Annotated in this window: 15 protein-coding genes; 8 read left to right on the top strand and 7 right to left on the bottom strand. The window is 48.1% G+C overall.

Translation table 11 applies throughout. The annotated features are described in order from the left end of the window. The first annotated feature begins 8 nt into the window (after positions 1-8). From argJ to argH, 7 genes are all read left to right on the top strand, one after another. The gene (gene argJ, locus G519_RS0111985) at positions 9-1,235 is read left to right on the top strand and encodes a bifunctional glutamate N-acetyltransferase/amino-acid acetyltransferase ArgJ (RefSeq protein ID WP_029194892.1); all 1,227 of its coding nucleotides are present in this window, start codon (positions 9-11) and stop codon (positions 1,233-1,235) included. A gap of 67 nt (positions 1,236-1,302) precedes the next feature. Beyond that, the gene (gene argB, locus G519_RS0111980) at positions 1,303-2,073 is read left to right on the top strand and encodes an acetylglutamate kinase (protein WP_036632765.1); all 771 of its coding nucleotides are present in this window, start codon (positions 1,303-1,305) and stop codon (positions 2,071-2,073) included. A gap of 158 nt (positions 2,074-2,231) precedes the next feature. Beyond that, the gene (locus G519_RS0111975; protein ID WP_029194890.1) at positions 2,232-2,507 is read left to right on the top strand and encodes a hypothetical protein; all 276 of its coding nucleotides are present in this window, start codon (positions 2,232-2,234) and stop codon (positions 2,505-2,507) included. Between the two features lie 27 nt (positions 2,508-2,534). Then, positions 2,535-3,731 carry an acetylornithine transaminase gene (locus tag G519_RS0111970; RefSeq protein WP_029194889.1) on the top strand — a complete coding sequence of 399 codons (1,197 nt, stop codon included), beginning with the start codon at positions 2,535-2,537 and terminating at the stop codon, positions 3,729-3,731. Positions 3,732-3,761: 30 nt separating this feature from the next. Next, positions 3,762-4,721 carry an ornithine carbamoyltransferase gene (gene argF / locus G519_RS0111965; protein ID WP_029194888.1) on the top strand — a complete coding sequence of 320 codons (960 nt, stop codon included), beginning with the start codon at positions 3,762-3,764 and terminating at the stop codon, positions 4,719-4,721. A gap of 46 nt (positions 4,722-4,767) precedes the next feature. Beyond that, positions 4,768-6,006 (top strand): argininosuccinate synthase, encoded by a 1,239-nt coding sequence (locus G519_RS0111960; RefSeq protein ID WP_029194887.1) that lies wholly within the window; start codon positions 4,768-4,770, stop codon positions 6,004-6,006. A 263-nt stretch (positions 6,007-6,269) separates the two neighbouring features. After that, a complete protein-coding gene (gene argH, locus G519_RS0111955) occupies positions 6,270-7,685 on the top strand; it encodes an argininosuccinate lyase (RefSeq protein ID WP_029194886.1) in 1,416 nt (471 codons plus the stop codon). 85 nt (positions 7,686-7,770) lie between these two features. Here the strand turns inward: argH and G519_RS0111950 are convergent, their stop codons facing one another. From G519_RS0111950 to G519_RS0111920, 7 genes are all read right to left on the bottom strand, one after another. Next, positions 7,771-8,658, bottom strand: a complete 888-nt coding sequence (locus G519_RS0111950) for a DUF4097 family beta strand repeat-containing protein (RefSeq protein ID WP_029194885.1) — start codon at positions 8,656-8,658, stop codon at positions 7,771-7,773. A 3-nt stretch (positions 8,659-8,661) separates the two neighbouring features. After that, entirely contained in the window at positions 8,662-9,366 is a 705-nt protein-coding gene (locus G519_RS0111945) for a DUF1700 domain-containing protein (protein ID WP_029194884.1), read from the bottom strand. 120 nt (positions 9,367-9,486) lie between these two features. Continuing rightward, positions 9,487-10,929 (bottom strand): VanW family protein, encoded by a 1,443-nt coding sequence (locus tag G519_RS0111940; RefSeq protein ID WP_029194883.1) that lies wholly within the window; start codon positions 10,927-10,929, stop codon positions 9,487-9,489. A 176-nt stretch (positions 10,930-11,105) separates the two neighbouring features. Continuing rightward, positions 11,106-11,939, bottom strand: a complete 834-nt coding sequence (locus tag G519_RS0111935) for a carbohydrate ABC transporter permease (RefSeq protein ID WP_029194882.1) — start codon at positions 11,937-11,939, stop codon at positions 11,106-11,108. Positions 11,940-11,956: 17 nt separating this feature from the next. Then, complete coding sequence (locus G519_RS0111930; protein WP_029194881.1) at positions 11,957-12,856, bottom strand: carbohydrate ABC transporter permease; 900 nt, start codon at positions 12,854-12,856, stop codon at positions 11,957-11,959. A 77-nt stretch (positions 12,857-12,933) separates the two neighbouring features. Next, on the bottom strand, positions 12,934-14,250 hold the full coding sequence (locus tag G519_RS0111925) for an ABC transporter substrate-binding protein (RefSeq protein WP_029194880.1): 1,317 nt from the start codon (positions 14,248-14,250) through the stop codon (positions 12,934-12,936). A gap of 32 nt (positions 14,251-14,282) precedes the next feature. Then, positions 14,283-16,385 carry an amylo-alpha-1,6-glucosidase gene (locus G519_RS0111920; RefSeq protein ID WP_029194879.1) on the bottom strand — a complete coding sequence of 701 codons (2,103 nt, stop codon included), beginning with the start codon at positions 16,383-16,385 and terminating at the stop codon, positions 14,283-14,285. Between the two features lie 365 nt (positions 16,386-16,750). On the opposite strand from G519_RS0111920, the gene G519_RS0111915 reads away from it, so the two are divergent. Further along, entirely contained in the window at positions 16,751-17,776 is a 1,026-nt protein-coding gene (locus G519_RS0111915) for a LacI family DNA-binding transcriptional regulator (RefSeq protein WP_029194878.1), read from the top strand. Positions 17,777-17,929: the final 153 nt, after the last annotated feature.

The following is a 17,929-nucleotide window of genomic DNA, read 5'->3' as shown; positions in this document are numbered from 1 at the left end:
GGACGAACATGCTTGATCAAGTGAGCTTTACTGTCGTGCCTGAGGGCACAGTAACGACGCCGAAAGGCTTTCGTGCAGGTGGTCTGCACTGTGGATTGAAGAAGACGGAGCGCTACGATCTGGGCGCAATCGTCTGTGATGTACCAGCGGCAGCGGCGGGCGTGTACACGCTGAACGCGTTCCAGGCGGCACCGCTGCGCGTGACGCAAGAGAGCATCGCCCAAGGCGGCAAGCTGCAGGCGATGATCGTCAACAGCGGTAACGCGAATGCGTGTACCGGCCAGCAAGGCGAGGACGACGCATACGCGATGCGCGCTGCTAGTGCGAAGGCGCTAGGCGTGGCGGAGCACCACGTCGGCGTGACGAGCACAGGCGTCATCGGCGAGCTTCTGCCGATGGGGAAAGTGCTGAGCGGCATCGAGCAGCTGCCGGTTAAAGTGAAGGCAGACGGCGGCGAAGACTTCTGCCAAGCGATCCTGACAACGGATCTCACGCAGAAGATGACGTGCGTCCGTGTTGTTGTTGGCGGCAAGGAGGTTCACATTGCCGGGGCAGCGAAGGGTTCGGGGATGATTCACCCGAACATGGCGACGATGCTCGGTTTCATGACAACCGACGCGCCGATTGAGAGTGAATACCTGCAGCAGCTGCTGAGCAGGATTACAGATTCTACGTTCAACATGATCACCGTTGACGGGGATACGAGCACCAACGACATGGTCGTGGTGATGGCAAGCGGGCTGGCCGGCGGCGAAGCATTGAATCCGGAGCATCCGGATTGGGAAGCGTTCGCGGCAGGGTTCCAGTACGTTGGCGAGTACCTCGCCAAGGCGATTGCGCGCGACGGCGAGGGCGCGACGAAGCTGATCGAGACGACGGTGGTCGGCGCGGAGAGCGACGATGCGGCACGCAAGATCGTGAAGTCGATCATTGGCTCTAGCTTGGTCAAATCCGCTGTTTATGGCGCGGACGCGAACTGGGGTCGGATCATTGCGGCTGTCGGTTACTCGGGACAGCCGGTGAACGTGAACACCGTCGATATTCGCCTAGGCGATATCGCAGTGCTAGAGCAGTCGCGTCCGGTGAAGTTCGACGAGGAAGCGGCGCTTGCCTATTTGAAAACAGACACGATTCAAATTCATGTGAATTTACATATGGGCGCTGGCAAGGCTACGGGCTGGGGCTGCGACTTAACATATGATTATGTGCGGATTAATGCGGCTTATCGGACTTAGGTTTGTTACAGCTAGCACATAAGGAAGCAAAGGGGAACGAAAGCTTGTGAAGAACAATTGCTTTGTGATGAAATGCGGCGGCAGCACGCTAGCGGCGTTGCCGATGAGTTTCTTTGAAGATATGCGTCAGCTTCAGGATGAGGGTATAGTAACTGTTATCGTTCATGGTGGAGGTCCTGCCATTTCAGAAACGCTTGGAAAGCTCGGAATAGAGTCTGGTTTCGTGAACGGCCTGCGGGTGACGAATGAAGCGGTGCTCGACGTAGTGGAGATGGTGCTTTCCGGCCAGATCAACAAAGAGATCGTACGCCGAATTCAGTTAACAGGCGCAATGGCGCTTGGATTGTCCGGTGTGGATGGACATTTGATTGAAGCGAAGCCGGTGGCTAATAGCCATGAGGTTGGTCTTGTTGGTGATGTCACGAAAGTGAACGCTGAGCTGATTCAAGGTATCGTAAGTATGGGCTACATTCCGGTTATCGCACCAGTTGGACTTGGCGCCGACGGCGGCCAGCGTTACAACATTAATGCAGATACGGCGGCAGGAGCTGTCGCTTCTCACCTTGGTGTGGAGCAGATGGTTGTGGTGACGGATGTTCCCGGCATTATGAAAACAGTGGATGGCGAGAAGCGGGTGCTTCCCGTTGTCAGCGTAGCAGAGATTGAAGAGATGATCGCGAGTGGCGATATTTACGGGGGCATGATTCCGAAGGTTCGAGCAGCGATTGCTTGTATCCAAGGCAGAGTCCAGGAAGTTGTCATCGTGAATGGCTCTGAGCCGAATGTGCTGAGCAAAGTGCTGAAGGGCACGGGGATTGGCACGAGGATTGTGCGCTAACAAGCACGCTGACTAACCGAATGGAATGATCTAAATTGACTCACTTAACGATGATTTTCATAGTTATAATCGAGGTTTAACGTCAGGCTGTCTCCATAGCGATGAAAAACATCGTTACCATTCAAAAATCAAAGGTTTCTTGAACGGAGGTATCTGTCATGCAGCGGATTACTTTTATGTTTAAGCAATTCCTAAGAGAGCCTGTATGGTTTAAAATATTGATTTCGACAACCTTGCTTGTTGCGATTATTTTTAGCAATTCTTACTTTTCGAATGATCCAGCTTATCAAGGCTTTTCCAAATTAGCGGCAGCTATCTTTTTCATTGCATACGGGATGAAAATGCGAAGAAATCGAACAACAGCTATTATTTTATATGCAGCTGCAGTGATTTGTCTTTATTTAGCTTGGCACAAGTTAGAACTAATGGGTTAAACCACAAACTTTAAGGAGGGAATGTACATGACTGAAACGGGAAAAAGCTCGTTATTTCCAACCTATGCAAGATATCCAATCACACTAGTAAAGGGTGAGGGCAGCCGACTGTGGGATGATACAGGCAAGGAATACATCGACTTGATGAGCGGGATCGCGGTGACGAACCTCGGGCACGCGCCTCAAGCGGTGAAGGAGAAGTTGATTGAACAGCTCGATCAAGTATGGCATGTGAGCAATCTTTTCCATATTCCGAATCAGGAGAAGCTGGCCACTCTACTCACAGATAATAGCTGTGCAGACGCGGTATTCTTCTGTTCCACTGGTGCGGAAGCGAATGAGGCTGCAATTAAGCTGGCACGCCGCTATAACCAGAAGGTTTTGAACAATGGTCGGTACGAGATTATCACGTTCAACATGTCGTTCCACGGACGTACGCTGGCGACTTTGACCGCTACAGGGCAGGATAAAGTGAAGGAAGGCTTCCATCCGCTTCCTGGCGGCTTCGTCTATGCGCCTTATAACGATATCGAGGCTGTCCGCAGTTTAGTTAATGAGCATACTTGTGCCATCATGCTGGAGATGGTGCAAGGGGAAGGCGGCGTGCTGCCGGCTGATCCGGAGTTCGTGAAACAAATTGCAGAGCTTTGCAAGCAAGAGAATTTGCTTTTGATCGTGGATGAAATCCAGACGGGCGTAGGACGTACGGGTAAGCTTTTTGCCTATGAGCATTATGGGGTGGAGCCGGATATTTTCACATTGGCCAAAGGCCTTGGTGGAGGGTTTCCGATCGGTGCGATGTTAGGCAAAGCGTTCTTGGCTGAAGCCTTCAGCGCTGGAAGCCATGGTTCAACCTTTGGTGGAACGCCGATTGCTACGGCTGCAGGATATGCGGCTGTGGACACGATTATCTCGAATAAACTGCCAGAGCGCGCTGCGGAATTAGGTGCATACACGGTGAATAAGCTGGAGAGCAAGCTTGCAGGCAATCCGCTTATCAGCAATATTCGCGGCATTGGTCTCCTCATCGGGATCGAATGCACTCAGCCAGCAGGTGAAATCATTAGCGAAATTCATAAGCAAGGTGTACTCGTCATTCCGGCAGGGCCGAACGTTATTCGTCTGGTGCCCGCTTTGACTATACCGCAAGAAGATTTAGATCAAGCCCTAGATGTGGTGTGCAGTGTCCTCTCCCAGAAGGCATCAACCATCAGCAGCGTCTAGTAAAAGTTCCGTTTAGAGAGGTTGGATAACATGAATATGGCTGTACAGGAAGAACTGGCTGCTCAGTTGAAGGGCAAGGATTTTCTTGCTTTAGTTGATTATACATCAGAAGAAATTGAATATTTGATTCACTATGCGATTGAGCTTAAACGTAAACAGAAAGCTAGAGAGCCGCATGCTGTGCTCGCTGGTAAGACGCTGGGAATGATTTTTGAGAAATCCTCGACGCGTACGCGAGTTTCCTTTGAAGTGGGGATGTACCAGCTAGGGGGTCAGGCTCTTTTCCTTAGCAAAAATGATCTGCAGCTTGGTCGCGGTGAAACTGTTTGGGATACTGCGCAAACACTGTCCCGTTACCTGGATGGCATCATGATTCGCACGTACGAACACCGCAAAGTGATTGACCTTGCACGTGGATCAACGGTACCGGTTATTAATGGATTGACGGATTATGCCCACCCTTGCCAGGTGATGGCGGATTATCAGACGGTTCTGGAGAAAAAAGGCCGTTTGAAAGGTCTCAAAGTCGCCTACATCGGAGATGGCAACAATATGGTGCATTCCCTCATGATGGGTGCAAGCAAATTGGGAATGAATTTCGCGATTGCCTCGCCGGAAGGCTACGATCCTGATAAGGAAGTCATTCAGATTTCTAAGGAAAACGCAGCGCAAACCGGAGGCAGTGTCCTCCTTACTCGCGATCCACGCGAAGCGATTGAAAATGCGGACATCGTCTACACGGACGTTTGGGCAAGCATGGGCTTTGAGGCTGAGCAGCAGGAGCGGGAGATTGCTTTCAAGAACTTCCAAATCAACGAGGCGCTTGTGAAGCATGCCAAATCGGATTACCTGTTCATGCACTGCTTGCCTGCACATCGCGGGGAAGAAGTGAGCGAGGGCGTCATCGATGGCCCGAATTCCATTATTTTTGACCAAGCAGAGAATCGTCTTCATGCGCAAAAGGCCATTATGGCCGCGACAATGATATAATTATTAATAATTCGCAGCAGACATAGAAACGGAGAGATTAGTAGACATGGCTAAGGAAAAAATCGTTCTCGCCTATTCCGGCGGATTGGATACATCGGTTATCCTCAAATGGTTAAAAGAGACTTACGATGCGGAAATTATTGCTTTCACAGCGGATATTGGGCAAAAGGATGAGCTGGACGGTCTGGAAGAAAAAGCGCTCCAAACCGGAGCATCCAAGATCTACATCGACGACCTGCGCGAAGAGTTCGCGAAGGATTTCATCAACCCGATGTTCCAAGCGGGTGCTCTATATGAAGGGCAATACCTGCTCGGCACGTCGATTGCTCGTCCGTTGATCGCGAAGCGCATGGTCGAGATCGCTCGCGCTGAAGGCGCAACAGCGATTGCTCACGGCGCAACCGGCAAAGGAAACGACCAAGTGCGCTTCGAGCTGACAGCAGCGGCGTTGGCGCCTGAGCTGTCCGTTATCGCGCCTTGGCGTCTAGAGCAGTTCCGCGAGGAGTTCCCAGGTCGCGCAGAGATGATCGCTTATGCCGAGAAACACGGCATTCCGGTTACGGCATCTGCGGCGAAGCCGTATTCGACGGATCGCAACTTGCTGCACATCTCATTCGAGAGCGGCATGTTGGAAGATCCTTGGTTCGATGCTGCATCTGACGAGAACAAAGGCATGTACGTCTTGAGCGTAGCTCCAGAAGATGCGCCGGATCAAGCGGAGTACATCGAGCTTGAGTTCGACAAAGGTGACTGCGTAGCCATCAATGGCAATAAGTTGTCCCCACTTCAAGTTATGGAAACTTTGAATGAAATCGGCGGCAAGCATGGTATTGGCCGTGTAGACATGGTCGAGAACCGTTTCGTCGGCATGAAGAGCCGCGGCGTGTACGAGACTCCGGGCGGTACGATCCTTTTCACCGCTCACCGCAAAATGGAATCCCTCACGATGGACCGCGATGTCATGCACCTTCGTGATTCCCTCATTACGAAATATGCGACTTTAGTCTACAACGGCTTCTGGTTCGCACCTGAGCGTTTGGCGATTCAAGCACTTGTGGGAGAAAGCCAAAAGAACGTAACAGGTACTGTTCGTCTAAAGCTATATAAAGGCAACGTCATGGGCGCTGGTGTGAAAAGTCCAGTATCCCTTTACAATCCGGATATCGCTACGATGGAAGCAGATCCTACTAAAGCTTATGATCAAGGCGACGCAACTGGCTTCATTCGCTTGAACGCGCTTCGTCTGAAAGTATCTTCCGGCGTAGAACAAAACGCTAAGAAGTAATTGCTGTTTGAGAACGCAGATTGGTTTACTCGCTGTAGGTAAACATCTGCCGAAAGACCAATGGTGAAGGGAAATAGCAGCCTCTAGGGGCTGCTATTTCAACGGATAGCGGTTGTTTAAGTGAAATAAGAGTCTTTATGAGTCCAAAACGAGTTCAGTTATGCTAAATAGGAGTTTCTACAGGCCACGTTTGTCGAGCAGAGAGACTTTGAGCGCCGCTCAAAGATCCCTATATTATGTTAATACGAGAGGAGCCATGCACGGTGTCTAAGCTTTGGGGTGGACGATTTACGAAGAAAACCGACCAATTGGTCGAAGAATATACCGCATCGATTACGTTTGACAAAGAGCTTGCCGAGGAAGATATCGAAGGCAGCCTAGCGCATGTGACGATGCTTGGCAAGTGCGGCATTCTGCCTGCGGATGATGTCGAGAAAATCAAAGATGGCTTGCTGGCTGTGCAAGGCATGATTCGCCGTGGCGAGCTGGAATACACGATTCAGAATGAAGATATTCATATGAATATCGAGAAAACCTTAATCGATTTGATCGGCCCTGTCGGCGGCAAGCTGCACACCGGCCGCAGCCGTAACGATCAAGTGGCAACGGACATGCATCTCTACCTGCGCAAGCGGGTGGTCGAGTTCGTTGGCCTGCTGATCAAACTGCAGGAGGCTTTGCTTGAGAAAGCGAAGGATAATTTGGATACAATTATCCCGGGGTATACGCATCTGCAGCGTGCGCAGCCGATTCTGTTCGCGCATCACATGATGGCTTACGTCAGCATGTTCCAACGTGACCTTGAGCGCTTGCAGGACAGCTACAAGCGCGTAGACATGCTGCCGCTCGGCGCTGGCGCGCTCGCCGGCACGACCTTCCCGATCGACCGCCATTTCGTGGCGGAGCAGCTCGGGTTCGGACGCGTGTACGAGAACTCCCTGGATGCGGTCAGCGACCGCGATTTCATCCTGGAGTTCCTCTCTAACGCGTCCATGATCATGATGCACCTTTCTCGCTTCAGCGAGGAAATGGTGCTCTGGTCCTCGACCGAGTTCGCGTTCATCGAACTCGATGATGCTTTCTGCACCGGCAGCTCGATCATGCCGCAGAAGAAGAACCCGGACGTGGCGGAGCTCGTCCGAGGCAAAACCGGCCGCGTCTATGGCAACTTGTTCGGTCTGATGACCGTGCTCAAGTCGCTGCCGCTGGCTTACAACAAGGACATGCAGGAAGACAAAGAAGGCATGTTCGATACGGTTCGCACCCTGCAGGGCGCGCTTCAATTATTCGCTCCTATGGTTGCTACGATGAAAGTAAACTCGGATCGCATGAGACAAGCAGTGAACCAAGATTTCTCAAACGCAACGGATATCGCCGATTACCTTGTGAACAAGGGATTGCCTTTCCGTCAGGCGCACGAAGTGATTGGCAAAACCGTGCTGTACTGCATCCAAAACAAAAAATACCTGCTCGATATGAGCATCGAGGAGTTCAAAACCTTCTCAAGCCTATTCGAGTCCGATATTTATCAGGTGTTACAACCTGAGCAAGTGGTTAACGCGCGTAATGTCTACGGCGGAACGGCCAGCAACCAAGTGACAGAGGCGATTGCTCGCGCTGAGCAAGTACTGGCACAGTCGAACGAGTGGTTGCAAGTTTATTTAGAAAAAAGCAAGTAAACGAATAAACGAGAATCCTCGCTAGCTCCTTTTTGGTCGATAAAAAGCCTTCAAAACCAATTCTGATGGTCTTGAAGGCTTTTTCTTATTTACCGGTAACAGAGATGTATCCTGTATCTGCCCGTACCGTTACTTTTTTGCTGCCATCACCAATGGTACCCTTTGCGGCATTGTGATCGGTCTTTTGTACATTAACACCAGGTATTTCCAGATTGACGCTGCCTGTGTCTGTTCTCAGATCGAAACTTGCACCTTTTGGAGTAGGATCGAGCTGAAGACGAATCGAGCCAGTGTCGGATTGAAGCGATACGGAATCTCCGATATCATGCAGCTTAGCTGTAATGCTGCCTGTATCTGTTTTCATCTTGACATCACCTTGCCCGTCCTCTACGTTGATACGCCCCGTATCTGTTTGAAGATTGAGCTGCTTCCCTTCGTAACGATCAATGGAAATGCCGCCTGTATCTGTGGTGACTGTAAGCTTGTCGGCTTTTACTTCTTTGAAGTTGATGCCCCCCGTATCCGAGGAAACCGTGATAGCTTTGTACATTTTTTCTGGAAGTGTGACTTCTGTTCGTAATCGGAAACCATGGTTATTGATCAGTGCTTTCAAATCTGTCAAATTGAAACCGAAATTAATTTGTGGTTTCTTCTGTGTACATACGTCTACTCGCCATACATTGCTTCCTTCTGTTGCCGCATCAATGGTGCAGCTTCTAGCAGTTTGCTCTCCAACTGTTCCTACGAGATGCACTTTAATTTCATCGGAGTTACTTGGGATAAAGGTTACCCCGGAGATGTCATTTTGAATGATTAATGTATCAATATTGGCTGCCGGAATCTTCTTTTCGATATCAATATTTGTGACACCTGCACTCCAATCGACATCTTTAGAAGAAACAGCTGCTCCAATAAGGCCGACCCCAAGGCAGGCAAAGCCGAGCAGTAAGAAAAATTTGACGCCACGTTTCATAGCTTAAGCCCCCTTAATCAATTTGGCATTGAATCGGATGTACATCCAGCTGAGTTTGAAGAATTGTTTGAACAACAAAGAACCAAGCGTTGTCAGAATGATGCCTAAACCAAAGCAAGCTAGCAGTGCAAATCCAATGAACGTCAGGTCGCTGCTGGATGATCCCGTGATGCTGCCAAGAATGCCGACTATTGGTGCGATGATGAGCGCAAAGCCCGCAACGAATAACGCAATTAATGCGGCGAGAACACCGAACCATGGACCAACAACGAATATTAGATTAAAAAATCCAAGCATAATACTTACGATGATCGCCTTAATACTCGACTCCTGTTTAACCGGATAAGGGTATGGATTGGGATTCATATAAGGATTCGTGCCCTGTGGATGCGTATAAGGCGGATAGCCCCTAGTTTCGGGAGCTTGCTTAGGCGCCGCAGTCGGTTCAGGTCTGGGATAAGATTTCTCTACCCGTTCGCTGGACGTGCTTTTGGAAGGCTCCTGCTCTGTACTTGGCGTCTCCTTTTGAGCGTCCCAGTTAGGAACTCGAGGATAGCCGAGAGACTGTGCAACATCATCCTCTTGCTTGCCATTTTCAATGGCTTTCTGAAACAATTCTTCATAAACAGACAATATATTTTGGCGCTCCTTCTCGGGAAGTCCACGCAGTCGATAGTTTAGTTCTTTGAAGTAATCGATTTTGCTCATCGTCTAGCCTCCTTGTGTGCTATTTCATATTCCTATCATAATAGAAAAAAGTCATAATGACCTAGTAACTACAGTCACATGACCTTTCCTATTCGCAAAAGAGGCAGAAGCCTCTATCTATTACCGGTTAACCGGTCCTTTCACGCCATCTTCAAGGATGGGCTGCTCTGGCGTTGAGGGATTGATTTCATCTGACTTGATGTCGCTCCGGTTGGCAGCGATGATGGTAGGCACTGGAGAATACTGATCCTTCGAGATTAACTCTTTACTGACAATTGTACCATTTTCTCTTTTGATGCGATACGTCTCTACCTTGTAGCCGACCTTGCCGGTGCTAATAGGGCGTGTAACGCCAGGTTTCAGGCTGGAATTTTGCAAGTATTTAACCGGTGGTTGAATAGTTTCTACAATGTTGGAATTGATGTCGTAGGTAATGGATGGCGACATATGACCGAAAAGCTTCACAGTGACGGCTTGATCTGTTGTTATGGTTCGTATCAATAGATAGGCATCTGTGTTGTTGCGGAATTTGAAGTTAATATAACCGCTGGCGAAAGTGGCATCTTGGCCGAGCGCAACATAGCTAACAGGGAGTGAATGATTACGCCGTTCAACAATGTCGAGACCGCTCCGCAGTACTGCATTGTAAAGCGTTGTAGATACTTGGCAAATGCCGCCTCCAATGCCTGGCACAAGCTTGCCATTTAGAATGACTGGTGCTTCCTTATAGCCGAATTGGGCTTCCGTTTTTTCAATAATCTTGCTGTAGTCGAAGGTCTCTCCTGGAGCCATTAGATAATCCTGAATAGAGGCGGCTGTGGAGCGTATATTGTAAATTCTCCCTTCGCCCGACGGGGGAAATGAGGTCATAAATTCCGAGATTTTGCGATCGATGCCCTGATGCTTCAATGTTTCGACCGTTGTTGCAGGGCCCTGCTCGTATAAAGGCAAAGACAGAGTAATAGGAGCGGCGTTGTGAATATAGGCAATGGATGGGGCAACTTCTTTCAAGTGTTCAAGCAAATGGGCCGTATCAATTCTCAGCACTTTACGTTCGGGCTCGAAAGCTAGTAAATCTTCATTGGTTACAATTCGTTTGGCGGCAACTGGCTGAAGGCTGTAGAGGTCTTTCCAAGCTTCTTTGACTACGGTGTTTAGCTGCGCTTGATTGACAGTGACCTCTAGTGGTATATCTACATGACGCAGCGTCCAGCGAGCTTTTATACGTTCTATCGGCGAGCCTCCAAATAGCTGCCCAAGTGAACGAGCTAGGGTTTCCTTTTGATACTCAACACCTAGTTGTCCAAGTGACAGTTGTTTATTAGGAATATTCGAACGGGAGGATTGCAATTGAACGGGATAGGAGGAGAGCAGCTGTAGGCGCTTTTCGTATTCTTGTTGAAATTTATCATAGGGCATTCCTTCAACCCGCCAGCCGGCAACGGTGAACCCTGCAGGAAATGTAAGTTGAGATCCATAGATATATAGAGCAATGCAAAACGCACTTAGTAAGCCTAGGAAGATAGACGCATAGAAGATCACTTTTCTAATTTGGTTTGGCATGTACAGCGGCTCCTTTACGCTCAGATACAAGCGGTTCAGGCACAGAATGCCTGTACTACTATATGTATCGCTAGCTAAGGAGTTTTAGTACTTGTCAGGGGATTATCTAGCAGCCTAGGAGAACAAAAAACCGCCGGACATGATAGACATGATCCAACGGTTTTTCAAATATAGCATTATTTCGTCCCTGTAAATGTAATTCCTTTGATGAAAAATTTATTTCCGAATACATAAACAAGCAGGGCTGGCAGGGTGAAGATCATCGACGCTGCCATGATGTAGTTCCAGTACGAGATGTACTGGCCTTTGAATGTATTCAACCCTAGCGGAAGTGTGAACATCGAGCGCTCTGACATAAAGAGCAGTGGTTTCAAGAATTCATTCCATGACCCCATGAAGGTGAATATGGCCATAGCCGCAAGCGGCGGTCCAGCTAGCGGGAGTGCAACCCGGAAGAACATCCCGATTCGTGTCATGCCATCCATTTCCGAGGCTTCTTCCAATTCCTTGGGAAAACTAATGAAAAACTGACGCATCATGAAAATATAAGTGGCTTGCACCGCCGCCGGAATAATCAAAGAGCGGAAGCTATTCAGCCAGCCCAAGTCCTTAATGATCAGATATTGTGGAATAAGCGTAACCTTATCCGGTACCATCAGGATGGTAAGGATGAAGAAGAAAATAAGCTTGTTGCCGGGAAAGTCGAAGCGGGCTAATGAGTACCCGGCTAATGAGTTCAGCAGCAGATTGAGCAGGGTAACGGAGACGCCGACCAAGACGCTGTTAAAAAACCAGCGAGGGAACATTTGTTCACTTGTGAAAATATATTTGTAATTATCGAGCGTAAAATGTTCTGGAATAAAAGATAAACCGGTTGTAGAGATTTCCGCTAGCGTCTTGAACGAGGCGGAGAGCGCCCACAAGAACGGAATAACGGTAATTACGGCATATAGCATCAGCATGAGATAGGTTAATACGCGCGCTATAGTGCGGGTTTTGGATGCTTCCATTTAGGGTCTCTCCTCTCTTAGTTCAATTTCTCTTCGCCGCCGAAAAGCTTGCGTTGAATCAGCGTCACAATCATGATTGCGCAAGTTAACATAAAGGCTAAAGCGGATGCGTAACCCATATCCAAGTTTTTGAACGCATATTGATAAATCAATAGAACAAGGGTCAGCGTAGAATTATCAGGGCCCCCAGAACCATTTGACAATATATAGGCCTGATCAAAAAGTTGGAACGTTCCGATCAATCCCATGGTCACCACGAAGAAAGTGACGGGTTTGAGCATAGGTACTGTAATCGAGATGAATCTGCGCCAAGTTCCTGCGCCATCAAGCTCGGCTGCTTCATATAACGTATCGGGAATATCCTGCAGCGCTGCTAAGTAAATAACCATAAACTGAGGCGCTGTGGAAAATATATTCATGATCATAATGCCTTTAAGGGCGACGCTTGGGTCTCCCAGCCAATTGAAACTATCCATGCCCAGGAAATTGAGCATATCATTTAGTAATCCATCAGATTTGTAAAGCCACATGAAAATGAGGGTTAACACCGCGGATGAGGTGATTGTCGGCATAAAGTAGACAACTCTGAAAAAATTACGGAATTTAATTTTAGAATTCAATACGGACGCCATCAGCATGGCGACAATCGTTTGTATGGGAACGACATATAACGCGTATTCAACGGTATTACGGAGCCCGATCCAGGCACGGTCGTCATCGGCGATTCGGGCGAAGTTGCGAAGTCCGATGAATTTGTAGCTTATGCCTCCAAGCAGCTCAACCTTATGCAGAGAGAGGAAAACTGCGTAAAGAATAGGCAGTAAAAAGAAGGCGCCAAGCACAATCAGAGACGGAGAAACGAACAAATATCCAGAAATCACGTCCCGCCATTTGCGGCGGTTCCAGCGTCGTTTCATTCAAAGCTCCCCCTTTCCTGTAAAATGCCGTAAAAGAGGAAGGTTCTCCTCTTTTACGGCTGCTATGCTTTGTTTGGTTATTTACTTGCGGCAATTTCTTTATTAGCGGTGTCTTGCGCTTTTTTGAGCGCTTCTTCCAGGGTTACTTTACCTTGATAAGCGGAAATAAACTGATTGTTGAAGTTGTTCATGATGATCGGCAACGTTTCTTTCGCTTGCCATGGAATGGAGTAGGAGTTGCCGGCTACTAATGCAGCGCGCAGCGGATCTTTGTCGAAGCCAAGCTCTTTGGCTACGGATTTACGAGCAGGTAGTGCTAAGCCTTTGCTGGTCCATGTTTTCATGCCTTCTTTACCAGTCAGATAAGAAATAAGTTCATAGGCTTCTTGCTTGTGTTTTGAGCTTTTATTCATTACATAGGCCACTGTGTAAGCCATTGTCGCTTTTTTGCCGAAAGTGGTTGGAAGCTCAGCTGTAGCAAAATCAAGATCTTTGAATGTGCTTTGCAGGTACGGAATCGCCCAGTTTCCTTCGATCACCATCGAAGCTTTGTGCTGTCCGAACATTTCTCCGCCCCAGCCTGCGCCCAGATCCTTCGGTTCGCCAGCGGATTTATCTTTCAGGTGCATATCAACTACCGGTTGTAGACCTTTCAACGCTTCAGGAGATGAGTAAGCCGCATTGCCGTTATCGTCGGAAACCTTGCCGCCAGCAGCTTGAATCATGAACATTTGACGGGCGAGCTCAGGCGCAGCGCCAAATCCGAAGCGGGATACTTTACCGCCATCTGCTTTAGTCAGCTTTTTGGCTGCATCTTGAAGCTCTTCCCAAGTTGTAGGAACCTTAGTGATACCAGCTTCTGCGAAATCTTTCTTATTGTAGAAAAGCGCTAGTGTAGACGTATCTTTCGGGAAGCCATAGCTTTTGCCGTCTTTACCTTTAAAAGCGTTCAGAAGTGGCGCTTCGAAGTCAGCAACGTCAAACTCAGGTTTTACATAACCATCAAGCGGTTCAAGCACGTTTTTGGCAATCAGGCCAGGGGCTTCAAATGCATCTAGGAAGAATACATCCGCGCCTTCGCCACCTACTAAGCGAGTTTTAATGACATCCATATATTGATCCGCGATAACGTCAAACTTAACGGTAATGTTCGGATGTTTGGCTTGGAAATCTTTCAATACTTGTTGAAACAGTGCTGTTTCTTCAGGACTGGAGCCCCAACCGTTCAATGTAATCGTGACCGGCTCTGCCGATTTAGTTGCCGCAGTCGCTGCAGCTGAAGCCGCAGGAGTCGATGGGGATGGAGATGCGTTGTTAGCTGGGTTGCCACAGCCGGAGATTACGATCATCGATGATACAGCGGCAAGTGAAATGCCAGTAAGCCATTTTTTCATGAGTAAATGCCTCCCTTTTTTTAAATAGCTATTTATGAATGTTGAATCACTTGAAGCCCTGTTGTATTGTGCAGCACGTTCACAACCGCAGTCTGCGTCTGTGGGTTAAACAGAATGTGTAGGCTCAGCTTGCCTTGCGCCACGGTCATATTGCGGACGGTAAGTTCCGTCATGCCAGATGGCAATACGGGATTAAATCGGATGGTACCTCCCAGCGTATCGGGCTCGATACCGAGCATGGTCTGCAAAAATACTAGCGGAGTACCGGCTGCCCAGGCTTGAGGAGAACAAGCAACAGGATAAGGTACAGGCTCACCTATGGAATCGTCGTACCCACAATATAATTCAGGGAGTCTATGGTACTCGAAACTTTCAGATGCCTTCATTAAGCCCTCAATGACTTGCATGGTTTCCGCTTTGAAGCCGCTGCGGCTCATTCCCAGCAATACAAGGGAGTTGTCATGCGGCCAAATGCTGCCGTCGTGATAGCTCATAGGATTGTAGCCGGACGATTCCGTGCTCATGGTGCGAATGCCATAACCACTGAACATGTCAGGTGCTACTAGTCGGCGCACAACGGATTCAGCGCGGTCTGGCTGGAGCATGCCTGACATGAGGACATGACCAGGATTAGTTGTCACTGATTGGACTTGCTTCTTGTCAGCATCTAGTGCAATTGCGTAAAAGCCTTCTTCTTCCATCCAGAAGCTCGATTCGAAGCGTTGGCGAAGATCTTCTGCGGAGCTTTCCAGCTCATCGGCCATTGATTCTTTACCTAACTGGCGAAGAATAGGAGATAGTTTCATCTTCGCATGATAGACATACCCTTGCACTTCAGCGAGCGCAATGGGTGCTTTGGCATAATTGCCGTTACTATGTACGACAGAATCGCCAGAATCTTTCCAACCTTGGTTGGCAATGCCTTTGGATGATTTCTGGTAATATTCCACAAATCGATCACCATCTGCATCTCCATAATTGTCAATCCAGTGCAAGGCTTGCTCGATGTTCGGCATCAACTGCTCAATGAGCGCCGTATCTCCGGTCCATTGCACATACTCCGCAGCAAGGAGTAGGAAAAGAGGCGTTGCATCAATGGTTCCGTAGTAAGGTGTGAAAGGAATCTGGTTCGTTAATGCAAGCTCGCCATAGCGAATTTCGTGCATAATTTTACCAGGTTCTTCATCCCGCCAAACATCTTCCTTTGTACCCTGATAGGAGGCCATTGTAAGCAATGTACCTTTGGCCACATTTGGTGCTGCGGGCAGCATTTGCAGGGCAGCAATTAAACTGTCCCGTCCAAATGGGACCGCATACCAAGGCAGTCCAGCAACTGGGAAGCGTCCATGCCCAAGGTCCGTAAGGAGCACGCGCAAATCCTGAAGTCCGCGGTCGTACAAGTGATTGAATAGGGGAAGATTGCTTTCTATGGAAGTGGTATTGTGGTCCCATTCCTGGTAGGAAGCTTTCAGCATCTCAATCGCTTGTTGGGCAGAGACTTGCTCAGATCCCTTGCCATCGATATAAGGGGCAATGAAGAAGGTAACGGATTGGCGTTCTTTGGGCGCTAGCTCAAAGTTGAAGGCTATCGTACTGTCTTCCTGTACAACCGTTTCCTTGCGATCCCAACAAATATGCGTCTGACGTTCAACTCCGTCTGTTCCTTTGTAGCGTTTGACCAGCTTCTGGTGTTCCATCACATCAGGGAGCGCTTCACCGAAAGTTCCATTCTGAAAGCCCCGAACGACGAACATGTCAGCGAAATCGCTTTCGAATTGAGCTGTAAAGTCGAAAGCAACCGGCTTCGGATAAAAGTTAGTGAAGGCAATGGTTTCATATAGAGCGCCTTCGTAAATAAATCGTTGTCTTTCCAGTTCGACAGATTCTCTCCAAAGAATCAACTGCCCATCCGATTCCATATGAGGATTAGTCATACGAATGGTGGCGATATAGTTCGTTCCTGCGGAAGAACTAAGCAGAATCGGTTTTTTGCCGTTAATACGAATTTCAAGCCCACTTAGAAAGCGGGTATCTTTCGTATATAGACCGTGTCCTGCTTCATTGCCTGCTGGAATATCGCCGGTTTTATCGGTCATGAGGAAGAGATCATTCTCCTTAATGACTCGGTAATCCATTCGGGCCACCCCTTTTCTCTGTTATTCTTGATGATTTCTACTACATTATTCTTACCGAAACGTTTCGGAAACAAATAAAAAGAAAAGGAAACCAAAATCAAAGGGGTCGAAACCCATTAAATTTTCTTTCCAATCTTTCAAACAATCACTGCCTTAATGTTTCCGAAACGTTTTGGTAACTTGATATTTTGATTATACAGAAGGATGTAACCAGTTTCAATCCCTTTTAACAAATTTTTAAGCGTTTACATTAGGCAATAATTAAGATTGAAACTAGAAGAGGAATAGATTAATATAGGAATTATATAAAAATTCCGATCGATTTATTCCAAAACGTTTTGGACAGGGGCGAACACGCTAACTATATGATAACAATAAAAGATATTGCCAGAGAAGCCGGCGTGTCCGTCACTACCGTATCGCGAGCGCTTAACGGATACAATGATGTGAATGATGATACCCGCAAAAAGATTCAGCTCATTGCGAATGAGCTTGGTTATAGTCCTAATATGGCCGCGCGCAGCCTAATATCCAAAAAAACACAGACACTCGGACTGCTGCTATCCGGAATTACGCGTAATAGTACTAAGGATAGTATCGCGTTTGAAATTCTTTGCGGTATGAACGACCGGGCGGGGGAGCTGAATTACGATCTGATCTTATTCAGTACTACACCCCAGAAGCAAGCTGCGAAATCCTACAAAGCGCTTTGTCAGGAACGCGGGGTTGATGGTGTCATTATTATGGGCATTCGACTGGATGACCCCTATTTAAAAGAGATCGTCACCTCGAGTTTACCTTGCGTACTGATTGATATTCCTTTTAAAAACAGCAATGTTGGTTATGTGACTTCGGATAATATTCAAGGCGCGTCTCGGATGACGCAGTTCTTGATTGAACAGGGCCATAAGAAGGTAGCGCTAGTGAATGGCCACGCGCAAGCTGATGTCAGCATTAAGCGTTTGGATGGTTATAAGCAAGCTTTGGAGCAAGCAGGCATTCCGTTTGAGGAGGATTTGGTTCTCGACGGGGGGTTCTCGGATGAAGGAGCTCGTGACGCTACCTACAGACTTATGTCTCAGCGTCCTGATGTGACCGCTATTTTTTGCGCAAGTGATCTAATGGCTCTTGGGACGATGCAGGCGCTTCGGGGGCTTGGACTTCAAATCCCTGGCGATGTCTCAGTTGCTGGATTCGACAACATCAGTATCTCCGCCTATTGTTCTCCAGCTTTAACAACCGTTAGCCAAAATCCATATGAAATCGGTTATCAATCTGCCCAGATGATTATTGACATGCTGGAGGGTCGTCAGGTAACCAAACAATTGGTGCTTCCAGCGGAACTTCTCGTCCGCTCTAGTGTAGCCCCGCCTAAAAATAAACAAAACTAATGACAGAACCGTCCTTTGCAGGGCGGTTTTTTCGTATGGTATAGTTTTCTAGTTCGACAGTACTAGCGTTGGATTTCTCATATTCTCTAATAAAATGATATAATGACAGTATTCAACAGGAATTTCAAAGCTATTTTAAAAGGAATTTCAGCT

The organism is Paenibacillus alginolyticus DSM 5050 = NBRC 15375, from assembly GCF_000422905.1.
GTDB lineage: Bacteria > Bacillota > Bacilli > Paenibacillales > NBRC-103111 > Paenibacillus_E > Paenibacillus_E alginolyticus.
Note: the sequence above shows the minus strand (reverse complement) of the source record. Positions and strands in the feature narration are given on the sequence as shown.

What these genes read in the sequence shown, in the direction of transcription:
- argF (WP_029194888.1), top strand. Translation starts at nt 3,762, where the DNA reads ATGAATATGGCTGTACAGGAAGAACTGGCTGCTCAGTTGAAGGGCAAG.
- G519_RS0111915 (WP_029194878.1), top strand. Translation starts at nt 16,751, where the DNA reads ATGATAACAATAAAAGATATTGCCAGAGAAGCCGGCGTGTCCGTCACT.
- argJ (WP_029194892.1), top strand. Translation starts at nt 9, where the DNA reads ATGCTTGATCAAGTGAGCTTTACTGTCGTGCCTGAGGGCACAGTAACG.
- G519_RS0111930 (WP_029194881.1), bottom strand. Translation starts at nt 12,856, where the DNA reads ATGAAACGACGCTGGAACCGCCGCAAATGGCGGGACGTGATTTCTGGA.
- G519_RS0111960 (WP_029194887.1), top strand. Translation starts at nt 4,768, where the DNA reads ATGGCTAAGGAAAAAATCGTTCTCGCCTATTCCGGCGGATTGGATACA.
- argB (WP_036632765.1), top strand. Translation starts at nt 1,303, where the DNA reads ATGAAATGCGGCGGCAGCACGCTAGCGGCGTTGCCGATGAGTTTCTTT.
- G519_RS0111925 (WP_029194880.1), bottom strand. Translation starts at nt 14,250, where the DNA reads ATGAAAAAATGGCTTACTGGCATTTCACTTGCCGCTGTATCATCGATG.
- G519_RS0111975 (WP_029194890.1), top strand. Translation starts at nt 2,232, where the DNA reads ATGCAGCGGATTACTTTTATGTTTAAGCAATTCCTAAGAGAGCCTGTA.
- G519_RS0111940 (WP_029194883.1), bottom strand. Translation starts at nt 10,929, where the DNA reads ATGCCAAACCAAATTAGAAAAGTGATCTTCTATGCGTCTATCTTCCTA.
- G519_RS0111970 (WP_029194889.1), top strand. Translation starts at nt 2,535, where the DNA reads ATGACTGAAACGGGAAAAAGCTCGTTATTTCCAACCTATGCAAGATAT.
- G519_RS0111935 (WP_029194882.1), bottom strand. Translation starts at nt 11,939, where the DNA reads ATGGAAGCATCCAAAACCCGCACTATAGCGCGCGTATTAACCTATCTC.
- G519_RS0111945 (WP_029194884.1), bottom strand. Translation starts at nt 9,366, where the DNA reads ATGAGCAAAATCGATTACTTCAAAGAACTAAACTATCGACTGCGTGGA.
- G519_RS0111920 (WP_029194879.1), bottom strand. Translation starts at nt 16,385, where the DNA reads ATGGATTACCGAGTCATTAAGGAGAATGATCTCTTCCTCATGACCGAT.
- G519_RS0111950 (WP_029194885.1), bottom strand. Translation starts at nt 8,658, where the DNA reads ATGAAACGTGGCGTCAAATTTTTCTTACTGCTCGGCTTTGCCTGCCTT.